Raw genomic sequence first — 12,598 nt, 5'->3', positions numbered from 1 at the left:
AATCGATGGAAAGGTACACTAAATAATTATTTTAGTTCTGTTTCATTACATTGTATAAAGATTCAAGTCCTTCATCTAAGGCAGCTTTTTCTTGTTCAGATAATCCTTTCATCTTTGATTCTAAAAATCGGATTCTTTCTTCTAGCACCTTTTCTACGATTTCGTATCCAATAGGTAAAACCTCTATCCTAACAACTCTTTTATCCTTTTGATCCTTTTTTCTTACTACTAATTGATTGTTCTCCATTCGGTCTATTAAATCTGTAATAGTACTGCATGCTAATCCCATCTTTTGGCTTAATTCTCCAATAGTCAAATCTCCATTATAGATAAGAATTTGCAATGCAGTAAATTGGGGTATTGTAATATTAAAATCCTTCAATATTTCCCTACCTTTTAATCTGATAATATAATCAATTCTCCTTAAATGTTTTTCAATACCAGCTACACTTTCACATAGGTTTTTTCCCTTCAAAACATCTCCTCCAAACCATTTGTCTAAATTAATATTGTCGTTACGCTTTTACCATTTCAATCCTAATAACCAAAGCTAATTTAAGTTTCAAAATAAAAGGTCTAAGGTACAAATATCTTAAACTGATTAGAAATAACTTCAAAGACTGCTGGCAATACACCTCCATATTCACCATCTATGTCTATCGTAATCTCCTCTTCTGTATGAACTTTAAGCTTTTTAGTCTTAAAGTATTTAACATTTGGATGATGTACATGTTCACCTTTGAATATATTAATGAATATTTGAGCCAAATCCCCCACCTCTGATTTTCTAATTATAACCACATCTAAGTACCCATCAGATACACTAGCATCGGGAGCTAGCCTTTTAAAACCACCTATTGAAGCACTATTGGATATTAAAAAAAGCAGAATATCTTCTTCCTTTGTGTATTCTTCAGACTCAAAACACACCCTAAAGGGTTCAAATTTTTGTTTGGGAATCTCCCTAATCCCTTCGATATAGTAGGCCATCCTCCCTAACAAAGCCTTGGCCTCAGGTTGTACTTGATAGCCTACATTAGTTAAAAGCCCACTAGCTGCCACATTCACAAAGTACTCATCATTTACTTTCCCCAAATCAACATCCTTTATATTTTCATTTTTAATCATTTGGAAAAATTCATCCATGTTTTTTGGCAATCCCATATGATTCGCAAAATCATTAACTGTACCAGCTGAAAGGATAGCTACAGGAAGTTTTCTTTGACTTTTCGTAATGCCCTTTGCTACTTCATTTACTGTGCCATCTCCACCACATGCTACAATAAAATCCCAATCCTCATTGCAGGATTTTATTGTTTCTAGCATCGCATCATCTTTTTTTTCAGTATTAAATTTAGATACAGTATAGCCTTCGTTTATTAATAAGCTGATCAAATAATCTATCTTTCTTTGGATAATTTGTCTCCCAGAAGATGGATTACATATAATTTTCGCATTTTTCATCTACATCAACCTTTCATAGCTATTGAATATTAAATACCTTTTTACATATATCTGGGCAATCTGTAATAATACTATCCACGTTAAAGGATTTCATCAATTTAATCTCTTCCTCCCTATTTACGGTAAAGGGATTTACCATAATACCATTGTCCTGACTTTCTTGGACCACTTCTTTATTGATAGTTAGGTATAACGGATGTATATAGGATGCACCTACTTTTCTTGCGTAATCCCAGGGTTCTATCATTCCTGCTATATATAGTATACCAGTCTTAAATTGTTTATCAATATTTTTAATATAAGCTAGGCTATAATGATTGAAAGAAGATATAATAGTATTCTCCACTAGATCATAAGCCCTAACTGCCTTTACTATATCTTCTTCTATTTCATCATAAAATATAGGTCCATTTTTTATCTCAATATTTAACAATAGGTTATTACCCTTAACAAACTTAAGTACCTCATCCAGTAGAGGAATTCTTTCACCTCTAAACTCTTCAGAAAACCATCTACCAGCATCCAACTTTTTGATTTCCTCTAAGGTTAAATCCTTTATAAAACCCTCGCCATCTGTTGTTCTATCTACCCTTTCATCATGACAAACTATTAGATGTCCATCTTTGCTTTTGTGAACGTCTATTTCAATTCCATCTGCTCCCATATCAATTGCCTTATTATAAGCTGAAAAGGTGTTTTCAGGTGCGTACTTTGATGCCCCTCTATGACCATAGATTATGATATCTTTCATACTATCTACCTCCTATATATATAATTCACCACGTTATCTAAATATCCTTCTATTTATCCTTCGTAAATTAAATATTTAGGGTAGAACCTCCCAGGATACCCCATTCAAAGTTAGATATAGGATACCCTGGACTTAGTCTTTTAAACAAGCCGTTACTAATTGAAATCCTTGATACAATCACTTTGAAATGTATTATTTGTAACTTTTATGAAGTTGTGTTTATATATGTTAATTAGATGTGGCTAATTGATAGAAAAGTTTTTATTTTCCCTATTAAATAACTTTTACCCTTTAAATAAATTTATTTTCCTTTATAATATAAATTGTAGTTATTATTTTGAGTATCGAAATATTATTATTTAGGAGGTATCTATGAAAACTTTTAGTACACTTAAAGACTTTTTTAGGGAACACAGATTAAACTATGTAATTGGAGTTGTGTGGTTAATACTAATTGACACGGTACAACTCATAGTGCCCCAAATTCTTAGAAAGGTTACAAATCTCCTTCAAGGGGGGCTATTAACTTTTCAAGGAGTAATTAAATATAGTTTTCTTATATTATTGACCGGCTTAATAATTGCTATTGGCCGATATTTTTGGAGAATATATATATTCGGAACCTCGCGAAAACTAGAATACCATCTGAGGGACATGTTGTTTAATCATCTACTAACTCTATCGCCTAATTATTATAATACCCATAGTACTGGTGATTTAATGGCTCATGCTACTAATGATATTAATGCGGTACGAGCTTCATTGGGTCAAGGCATATTAATGTTTGTAGACGCCGTATTTTTAACCATATTGTCTATTATAATGATGGCTAGAACCACCAATATAAAATTAACCATAATTGCACTTTTGACCTTGCCTTTTATTACTATCACAGTAGGAAGGTTTGGGAAGATAATATATAGAAGATTTTTATCGGTTCAAGAGGCCTTTTCTGATTTTACAGATACCACCAGGGAGAACTTTGCAGGAATTCGTGTTATTAAATCTTTTGTTCAAGAAAAACTAGCCTTAGATGAATTTACTACAGCAAATGAAAATAATTTATATAAGAATATGGAGCTAGTAAAAATATCTGGTATATTTCATCCTCTAGTACAATTTGTTGCTTCCATTAGTTTCTTGGTAGTAATAGTTTATGGAGGTAGGCTAGTAATGTTGGATACCATATCCTTAGGGGATTTCATAGCTTTTAATAACTACTTAAGTTTGCTAATCTGGCCTATGATGGCTATAGGTTGGGTTATTAACCTGATTCAAAGAGGTATTGCCTCAATGGAAAGAATAAATACCATATTAGAAGAAGAACCTGAGATAGTCGATTCCAGCAATGCTATTCCTATAGTAAAAGCTAAGGGAAAAGTTGAATTTAAAGATGTATATTTTAAATACCCTAAAAGTGAATCCTATATATTAGAGGATATTAATTTTACCATTGAAGAGGGAGAAACATTAGCTATCGTCGGTAGAACTGGTAGCGGCAAAACCTCAGTAGTAAATTTACTATTGAGACTTTATGAAATAGATAGGGGTACTATTCTATTAGACGGTGTAGATATTAAAGATATTCAGATAAAATCATTGCGAGAGAATATCAGCTATGTACCCCAAGATAATTTTCTATTTTCTTCATCTATAAGGGATAATATAGGTTTTGCATTTGACAATGAAATCTCTAATGAACAGATGATTACCGCATCAAAGATAGCAGAAGTTTATGATAATATAGTTGAATTTCCTAATGGATTCGATACTGTTTTAGGAGAAAGGGGTGTCACCTTATCCGGTGGTCAAAAACAGAGGGTGGCAATAGCTCGGGCCATAGCAAAAGATGCTCCAATACTGATATTAGATGATAGTTTATCCAGCGTTGATACTGAAACAGAAGAAAGAATCCTTAATAATCTAGAAAATATAATGGGTAAAAAAACTACTATAATCATTAGCCATAGAATATCTACGGTGAAAGATGCCGACAAAATCATCGTATTAGATGAAGGTAAAATAATAGAGCGAGGAAATCATGAGTCTTTATTAGAATACGACGGATTGTATAAATATCTACATGAAAAACAACTACTAGAAGAAAAAATTTATGGAGATTCAAAGGAGGGATAATATGGGTAAAAACTATCACGACGATGAAGTTGTTGGTAAAGCTTATGACTCTAAATTGATGAAACGATTACTAAAATATGCAAAACCCTATTGGCACTATCTAGCCATTACTGTAATACTTATGATGATCATTACTGGCTTAGAGCTTCTTAGACCTTATCTGTTAAAGGTAACTATAGATGACTATTTAAATGGATATAAAAAACCTATGTATGAAGTTAGTATATCTGAACCCATTGAAGGCACAGTCTTTAACGACAAAAAATATATACGACTGGATAAATTAAGTGAGGAGGATATAAATAGGCTATCAGATAAGCCAACAAAGATGTTGACCAAAGAGGATAATAAATATTATTTGATAGACTATGGTGAAACCGATTTATCTAAAGGTGTTTCTCTATCAAAGGCTGATTATGAAAACTTTATAAAAAAAGATATTGATGGAATTACTAAAATAGGTATACTATTCCTAATAGCTATCATAATAGCTTTCTTCTTAAACTATTTGCAAGTATATATATTGAATTATACTAGTCAAAGGATAGTATTTAACATTAGACAGGATTTGTATTCCCATATTCAATCCCTATCCGTGGCATATTTTGATCAAAATCCTGTTGGTCGATTAGTAACTAGAGTAACTAACGATACAGAAACTTTAAATGAGATGTATACAGGAGTTCTAGTTAATCTATTTAAAGATGTATTTATTTTGGTTGGTATAGTAATAGTTATGCTTAAGATGAACTATAGATTGGCCTTAATCTCTTTTTCTCTGATTCCTTTGATACTTTTGGCTTCCATCATATTTAGGAAGAAAATTAGGGAAGTATATAGATTAGGTCGAGTTCAGTTGGCTAAGATTAATTCGACTCTAAATGAAAATATTACAGGCATGAAAACCATTCAAATATTTAAAAAAGAAGAGAAAATATCTAAACAATTTGATGAAATAAACACTGCTTATTTGAATACTGCCAAGAGGCAAGTCAATATACATGCTATTTTTAGACCATCTATTGAAGTAATCCGATCCTTAGGATTAGCAATTTTAATATACTATGGTAGTGGTCAAGTTATTTCTGGGTATATTGAATTTGGAGTTCTATACGCCTTTATAGATTATCTACAAAAGTTTTTTCAGCCAATAATGGATCTAACTGAAAAGTATAATATCCTTCAAGCAGCTATGGCTTCTAGCGAAAGAATATTTATGATTCTAGACGAAGATGCTCAAATAGAAGATGCAAAAGACCCAGTGCCCATTAGAAATTTTAAAGGAAAGATAGAATTTAAAAACGTTTGGTTCGCCTACGAAGAGGAAAATTGGGTATTAAAAGATGTAAACTTTACTATTAATCCCGGTGAAGTAGTGGCTTTCGTAGGAGCTACCGGTGCAGGAAAATCCTCCATTATCAATTTGATTACCAGATTTTATGATATACAAAAGGGAGAGATATTGATAGATGGAGTAAATATCAAGGAATATGATAAATTTGAGCTAAGAAAACATATTGGTGTGGTACTACAAGATGTGTTCTTATTTACCGGAACCATTAAAGACAATATTAGATTAAATAATCACTATGTTTCTGATGAAGATATTGAAAGGATAGCTAAATATGTCAATGCTCATCATTTTATCGAGAAGCTACCTGAAAAATATGATGAACCAGTCATGGAAAGAGGCGCCACCTTATCAGCTGGAGAAAGACAATTGTTAGCCTTTGCGAGAACATTGGCTTTCAATCCTAGCATATTAATATTAGATGAAGCTACCTCTAGTATTGATACTGAAACAGAACTATTAATACAAGATGCTCTTTCCAAATTAATCGAAGGACGAACTACCATTGCTGTAGCCCATAGACTGTCAACTATCCAAAATTCAGACAAAATTATAGTGTTAAAGAATGGAGTTATTCAAGAGATGGGTAATCATCAGGAACTTCTGGAAAAAGAAGGGGTCTATTATGATCTATATAAGCTCCAATATAAAGAATCTTTTTATGAAGCTTAGGCTCTTTACTTAATGAGAATTTTAGAGTAAAATAGTCTAAATTAATAAAATAGAGGTGTTGAATATGTACGATTTCCATGTCCACAGTGATTTTTCAATGGATTGTAAGTATTTGATGGAAGAAATGGTAGTAGAAGCAATCAACAAAAATATGAAAAGTATTTGTTTTACCGACCATGTAGATTATGACATTACCGAAAATAGGATAGATATGGACTTTAGAACTAGTGATTATTTCAGGAAGGTAAAACAAGTTAAGTATAAATATAAAAAGGATATTGAAATACTAGCTGGAGTTGAAATTGGAATGCAACCTCATCTCAATAAAAGGTATAATGAACTCATCGAAAACAATCCCTTCGATTTTGTATTGATGAGTATACATTCTATTGAAGGAAAAGATATACATTTAGACAATTTTACCTATAATAAAAAACCTATAGATGCATTAGTTGAATACTATGAATATCTATACCGGTGTATCGAAGTGTTTGATAATTTTGATGTAATAGGCCATATAGACTACATCGATAGATACTTTGAAGATTATTCTACTTTGCCTGATTTTGATAAATATAAATCTATTGTTAAAAAAATATTAAAATTAATTATTGAAATGGGTAAGGGGATAGAAATCAATACTGGTGGCATAAAATATGGTTTAGATTATTATCACCCTAAGGTTGACATATTAGAGCTTTATAGGAGCCTAGGAGGAGAAATATTAACTATTGGCTCCGATGCCCACAATCCTGAATTCATAGGATATGATTATAAAGAGGTAGAAAAACTATTAAAAGAACTTGGCTTTAAATATATATATATCTATAAGGAGAGAAAAAAATACCCTATTCATATAGCTTAAATTCTCTTCCTTTCAATAGAATAAGCCAGATCTTTATTACATTCTGGGCATTGATATATATGAACACATTCGTCCCTTTTTGCCCCATCTACTAGATGAGTTATATCATCTAATAGATAAGGACTATAGTCATCCATATAGTTAACCATAGGGCCTTTATCTACCATGATAGTATTGCAATCTATACAGTAATAATCAACCTCATATAGCCCATTACATAGAGGACATATGGTTCTCATATTAACACATCTCCCTTAATCTATATATGCTTTTAGTATTAAACTTAAGGGAGGATAATATACAAAAGACCAGCAAAAAACCCTTAGGTTCAAACCTAAGGGTTTTCTATTACCGCAGTGCCGTCCTCCCAATTAATTCACACCCGCCTCTCACAAGGTGGGTGCCCTGCCAACAGCTTTGAGCTTCCATTTAAGGCCTACTCTACACTGCTGAACCCGAACTCCCGTGTACTCTATGTCGGTTGAATTATTTGGGTTAACGTACACCGCAGAAATATGGTCTACTCATATTATAACCCTAATTTATATATTGTTCAAGTAATGGATAAAAGTTTTTAATGGTAATTTTTTAACTAGCAAGGATTTTATCTATTTCCTCTTCACTCAAAGATTCTTTTTCCAATAGCATATTTGCCATTTGATACAAATAGTATCGATTTACCTCTAATATTTCCTTAGTTTCACCGTATAAACTTTCCAACATATCCCTAGTCCTTTCCATTAGTGATACATCCGTATTTAAATTGCTGTTCAAAATTACATCGTAATTAATTAATCCGACTTCATCATCCATACCATAGGATCCTATCATTGATATGGTCATCTCCGTAGCTTTTTGAAGATCAGAGGATGCTCCTGTAGTAATATTATCCTTACCAAATACTAGCTCCTCTGCTGCCCTACCACCTAAGGCTACTTTTATATTGGTTATTATATCCTTTTTAGTCTGATACATTTTATCTGGGGGAAGGTTTAAACTAAATCCTCCCATACCTTTAGTACTTGGAATAATACTTACTTTAGTCACTCGGTTTAACTTCGAGGCTTTCTTTGCCACCAAAGCATGACCTGCTTCATGGAAAGCTGTAATCTTCTTATCTTCTAAGGATATGCTACTTCTATCCTTTTTTTCTTCTCCAACTAGTACGGTATAATAGGCCTTATTAATATGTTCCATAGTTATATGTTTATCCCTTTTCCTCGCTGCTAACATAGCAGACTCATTCAACAGATTTTCTAGTTTAGCACCACTAAAATACACTGTTTCTAAAGCTATCTTTTTTAAATCTACATTTTTTGATAAAGGTTTATTCTTACTATGAAGTTTTAGTATAGAAAGTCTCGCATTTACGTCAGGGAGACCTACTTCTATTTGCCTATCAAATCTCCCTGGCCTCAATAATGCTTCGTCTAAAGTATCTGCTCTATTTGTTGCTGCCATTACTATTATACCTTCATTACCTTTAAATCCTGACATCTCAGTCAATAATGCATTTAGGGTCCTATCCCCCTCTTCACTGCCGCTATGGTTGCCAGCGCCTTTACGTTTTTTGCCTAGTGCGTCGATTTCATCTATGAATATTACACTTTTACCATCCTCTTTGGCATTTTTAAATAACTCTCTTATCCTACTAGCACCGAGGCCAGCATAAACTTGGATGAAATCCGAGCCTGATACAGCATAAAAAGGAACCTTAGCCTCTCCAGCCACTGCCTTAGCTAATAAGGTTTTCCCCGTACCAGGAGGCCCATATAGCAATACTCCCCTTGGCAGTCTAGCACCATATTTAGCATATTTATCTGGATTTTTAATAAAATCTACCAGTTCCTTTAGGGATTCTTTCGCCTCTTCATTCCCAGCCACATCATCAAAAGTAATTCTAGCTGACGGACTATCCTCCATATCCATCTCCAACATATAGGCCATTTCTTTCTCTACTTGTTTGGAACCATTTTTGTTAATTATATAGGCCACAATACCAATTCCTAAAAGGAAAAGAATAAAGCTAATGCCTTGACCTAATATATTTGTTTCTTCTCCTTCTATCACCTTAACATTGTATAATAATAGATACTCTTTGAAATTTTCTGTTCGAGGATTATCGGTGATAAATTCTTCCCCATTCTTTAATTTACCCATAAGCTTTGGCTTTTCATTTAACTCCATCTCTTCCACTAAACCTTTTTCTACATGGCTTAAGAACAGCTTATAGGGAATTTCATCATACCCCCTATTTCTATTCATATAAGAATATAGGATAGAGAATAAAGCTATGGATAAAACTAAAACTATGAGTAATTTTGTTTTCATATCTATTTTCATATCTGTTTCCTCCTGGTTTACATAATCCTATTAAAATTATAGCATCTGTTATTAGCCTTGTCCATTTCAAATTTTACCAAGAGAAAGTAGGAGAGCCCTAACAGCGCCCTCCTATTTACCTAATATATATAATATTCTATCCAATTTCTGCAATTGTTCTTCGTTGAGTAATGGTCTTATGCTGTTTAGCTTTTCAAATATTTCTTCATATTCTTCCTCAGTCATCTCCTTTTCCATATCCTCATTAATCCTAATAATCTCAAAGAATATTTCTTCATCAGATTTGTCTGCATAAATGTCTTTAAGAGTTTCTATTTTCTCTATCTGCCCCTCTGTAGGGGTAAAATCCTGAAATTCTTCTAGGGCTTTTTTTATATTATCTTCTTTGCTCACATGAACACCTCCCATATATTCTAGTCTAATCTATGTGCTTTTGCTAAATAATATTACCAAATAATTTTGTAACATTTATTAAAATCACTGCATAAAATAAAATAGTATACATTTAAATACTAGGAGGTCTAATGATGGGTAGTGGAATAGTTTTGCTATTATTATATTTATTAGCTAGTACAAAAATAAACGATATATTAGGTAGTTCACCTAGTAGTGGAAAAAGAGTGTCTAATTTATCTGAAGATAGGGTTATAAACTTAAACATCCCATACACTAAGGAAAAGATAAAAATCATGAAAAAAATAGGTCCTTTTTTCCCCGAAGAGCTTATACTCCCTTTGAACAAATCTTTATTCATTACTGAAAAAGTTATAAGGCTTTATGAGACAACGGAATTTATCAAAGCCTCAGATATTTCCTATATTGATACCCCAGTACCTGTGGAAAATAATATGGAAAGGTTGAGTTACATAGTTAATACCATTCAAAAGGAGTTCCCTAAAGAGGATGTTCAAAATGTAGGCAACATATTGAATATAATAATAAATATAGATAAATATAAAGCTATATTTAATAGCCTACAAACTTTAATATCCAATCCAGATAGCTTAAATAACCCAAGTAAATTATTTGATCTGGTGGAACCCTTAATGGAAGGTAAAGATGAAGAAGAAAAGAAAAAGATAAAGGATATGGCCAAATTATTAGGAGTTATGAATAAGTTAGAAGGCTCTAAAATTGTTGAAAAAAAGGATGATTAGTTAAAGAACTTTAACTAATCATCCTAAATATTCTGTTAGCCTCTTCATATCCTGGGGCAATTCTGCTCTAAACTTTACCAATTCCTTGCTTCTTGGCAACTTCAGTTTCAAATAATAGGAATGTAAAGCCTGCCTTTCTATATATTTGCTAGGTTCATGATACAATGTATCTCCAATGATGGGATGACCAATATGATTTAAATGAACCCTTATCTGATGAGACCTTCCAGTATATATCTGTATATCTAATAAAGTAGCAGCCCTATACCTTTCCACCACCCTATATTTAGTTATTGCTTTCTTTCCTCTCTTAGTAACTACTTTTTTAGTGCTTTTTTCTTCTTCTTTTCCAATTGGTAAGTCTATTATATCTTCATCCTTTTCCACTAAACCCGAAACTACTGCTATATACCTTTTCTCAACCTGATTATCCTCAAATTGTAAAGCCATCTGTTGGTGAGCAAAGGAAGATTTAGCTACTATTAATATACCTGAGGTATTCATATCCAATCTGTTTACAAACCTAATTTTCCTTTTGATATCTTTATCCTTAAAATAATTGGCTATACCATTGGATAGAGTATTTTGTTGATGGCTTTTAGTAGGATGAACTACTACAAAGGGCTTTTTGTTTAATACCAATAGATCCATATCTTCATATATAATATCTAGGGGCATGGGCTCTGGAGGAGTATTATTCTCCTCTTCCTCAATTATCATAGATACTATATCCCCTGGCTCTAGAATTGTTTTTTTCCCCTTAAAATCTCCATTGATAAGTAGATTTTTTTCCCTATATAGCCTTCTAAACAATCTACCAGATATTTGATGGCTATACAAAAACTCTTCCAATGTCTTTCCGCCATGTCCTACATTGAATAATACTATATTTTCGCTTTCTTTTAATAAATCCATTTGTACCTCCAAATATTATGTCTTTTGTTGTATAATATAACTACAAATAATTATACCAAATACATAAAATATTTAAACCATGGATAGTTTGGAGGGGAACTTTTTGACAAATAAAGATCATAGGATTATAAATGTTATTTCTAATTATAATCCAGCATCACAGAAAACATCTAAATTGTTAATTGATAAATTGGATTCAAAAGGCTTTCAAGTATCAAGTAAATACGATAATAATGCAGAACTAAATATCTGTGTTGGCGGGGATGGTGCCTTTTTAAGAGCAGTTCATCGGCATAAATTTACTAACATTCCTTTTGTAGGTATAAACACTGGCCATCTAGGTTTTTTCCAGGAAATACTGCCTGAAAATATTGATACCTTTATAGAAAAATATATCCAAAAGGATTATGTAGTCGAAAAAATCTTTTTAGTGAAAGCCGATGTATGTACTAAAAACAGTTGTTTTCAACTTTTTGGCGTAAATGAAATAGTGGTAAAAGGCATTCAATCTAAAGTAGTACATTTAGAAGTGTTTGTGAATGGTAATCATCTAGAAAAATTTTGCGGAGACGGGATGATCATATCTACCCCTGTTGGAAGTACTGCGTATAACTTTTCTAGTGGCGGTAGTATAATATATCCTTCTCTAAAGACTTTACAGTTAACTCCTCTATCCCCCATTAGTTCAAGAGCTTATCGTTCTCTACCTAACAGTGCAGTTATACCTGGGGATATAGAAATAACTATAAAGCCAGAATATAGGTATGAAAATTCCATATTGATTATCGTAGATGGAATGGAATATAGATATGACAATATTACAGAAGTTAACTTTACCATTCCAGAAAAGACCATATCTAAATTAAACTTCGATAGGAATATGTATTGGAACAATCTAAAAAGTAAATTTTTATAAAAACTACCCCTCCCTTTTGCTCAGAATT

The 12,598-nt window shown here is 32.3% G+C and carries 12 protein-coding genes and 1 other RNA gene; 5 read left to right on the top strand and 8 right to left on the bottom strand.

Translation table 11 applies throughout. The features are described from left to right. Positions 1-31: 31 nt before the first annotated feature. From C3E88_RS01970 to C3E88_RS01960, 3 genes are all read right to left on the bottom strand, one after another. Positions 32-475, bottom strand: a complete 444-nt coding sequence (locus C3E88_RS01970) for a MarR family winged helix-turn-helix transcriptional regulator (RefSeq protein ID WP_236908366.1) — start codon at positions 473-475, stop codon at positions 32-34. A gap of 101 nt (positions 476-576) precedes the next feature. Next, positions 577-1,464, bottom strand: a complete 888-nt coding sequence (locus tag C3E88_RS01965) for a diacylglycerol/lipid kinase family protein (RefSeq protein WP_236908365.1) — start codon at positions 1,462-1,464, stop codon at positions 577-579. A gap of 19 nt (positions 1,465-1,483) precedes the next feature. Further along, positions 1,484-2,215 carry a glycerophosphodiester phosphodiesterase gene (locus C3E88_RS01960; RefSeq protein WP_236908364.1) on the bottom strand — a complete coding sequence of 244 codons (732 nt, stop codon included), beginning with the start codon at positions 2,213-2,215 and terminating at the stop codon, positions 1,484-1,486. A gap of 372 nt (positions 2,216-2,587) precedes the next feature. Here C3E88_RS01960 and C3E88_RS01955 point away from each other — a divergent pair, with 372 nt between their 5' ends. The 3 genes from C3E88_RS01955 to C3E88_RS01945 all read left to right on the top strand — a co-directional run bounded on the left by C3E88_RS01955 (position 2,588) and on the right by C3E88_RS01945 (position 7,239). Then, positions 2,588-4,351 (top strand): ABC transporter ATP-binding protein, encoded by a 1,764-nt coding sequence (locus C3E88_RS01955; RefSeq protein ID WP_236908363.1) that lies wholly within the window; start codon positions 2,588-2,590, stop codon positions 4,349-4,351. 1 nt (position 4,352) lies between these two features. Beyond that, positions 4,353-6,374: an ABC transporter ATP-binding protein gene (locus tag C3E88_RS01950; protein ID WP_236908362.1), complete on the top strand. Its 2,022-nt coding sequence runs from the start codon at positions 4,353-4,355 to the stop codon at positions 6,372-6,374. Between the two features lie 64 nt (positions 6,375-6,438). Then, positions 6,439-7,239 carry a histidinol-phosphatase HisJ family protein gene (locus C3E88_RS01945; RefSeq protein ID WP_236908361.1) on the top strand — a complete coding sequence of 267 codons (801 nt, stop codon included), beginning with the start codon at positions 6,439-6,441 and terminating at the stop codon, positions 7,237-7,239. Here the strand turns inward: C3E88_RS01945 and C3E88_RS01940 are convergent. The 4 genes from C3E88_RS01940 to C3E88_RS01925 all read right to left on the bottom strand — a co-directional run bounded on the left by C3E88_RS01940 (position 7,236) and on the right by C3E88_RS01925 (position 9,975). Continuing rightward, positions 7,236-7,478: a hypothetical protein gene (locus C3E88_RS01940; protein WP_236908360.1), complete on the bottom strand. Its 243-nt coding sequence runs from the start codon at positions 7,476-7,478 to the stop codon at positions 7,236-7,238. The genes C3E88_RS01945 and C3E88_RS01940 overlap by 4 nt on opposite strands. Positions 7,479-7,583: 105 nt before the next feature. Further along, a non-coding RNA gene (gene ssrS, locus C3E88_RS01935) (6S RNA) lies at positions 7,584-7,756 on the bottom strand. Positions 7,757-7,827: 71 nt separating this feature from the next. Then, entirely contained in the window at positions 7,828-9,582 is a 1,755-nt protein-coding gene (locus C3E88_RS01930; RefSeq protein ID WP_236908359.1) for an ATP-dependent metallopeptidase FtsH/Yme1/Tma family protein, read from the bottom strand. A 111-nt stretch (positions 9,583-9,693) separates the two neighbouring features. Beyond that, positions 9,694-9,975, bottom strand: coding sequence for a hypothetical protein (locus tag C3E88_RS01925; protein WP_236908358.1), 282 nt, complete (start codon positions 9,973-9,975; stop codon positions 9,694-9,696). 134 nt (positions 9,976-10,109) lie between these two features. Between C3E88_RS01925 and C3E88_RS01920 the strand changes: the two genes are divergently transcribed. Further along, on the top strand, positions 10,110-10,739 hold the full coding sequence (locus C3E88_RS01920) for a hypothetical protein (RefSeq protein WP_236908357.1): 630 nt from the start codon (positions 10,110-10,112) through the stop codon (positions 10,737-10,739). An 18-nt stretch (positions 10,740-10,757) separates the two neighbouring features. Here C3E88_RS01920 and C3E88_RS01915 read toward each other — a convergent pair whose 3' ends face one another. Next, entirely contained in the window at positions 10,758-11,654 is an 897-nt protein-coding gene (locus C3E88_RS01915; RefSeq protein ID WP_236908356.1) for an RluA family pseudouridine synthase, read from the bottom strand. 103 nt (positions 11,655-11,757) lie between these two features. Here C3E88_RS01915 and C3E88_RS01910 point away from each other — a divergent pair, with 103 nt between their 5' ends. Next, positions 11,758-12,570, top strand: coding sequence for an NAD(+)/NADH kinase (locus tag C3E88_RS01910; protein ID WP_236908355.1), 813 nt, complete (start codon positions 11,758-11,760; stop codon positions 12,568-12,570). The last annotated feature ends 28 nt before the right edge of the window (positions 12,571-12,598 follow it).

The sequence above is a fragment of the Clostridium sp. Cult3 genome, from assembly GCF_021655115.1.
Lineage (GTDB): Bacteria > Bacillota > Clostridia > Tissierellales > Tepidimicrobiaceae > PPXY01.
Note: the sequence above shows the minus strand (reverse complement) of the source record. Positions and strands in the feature narration are given on the sequence as shown.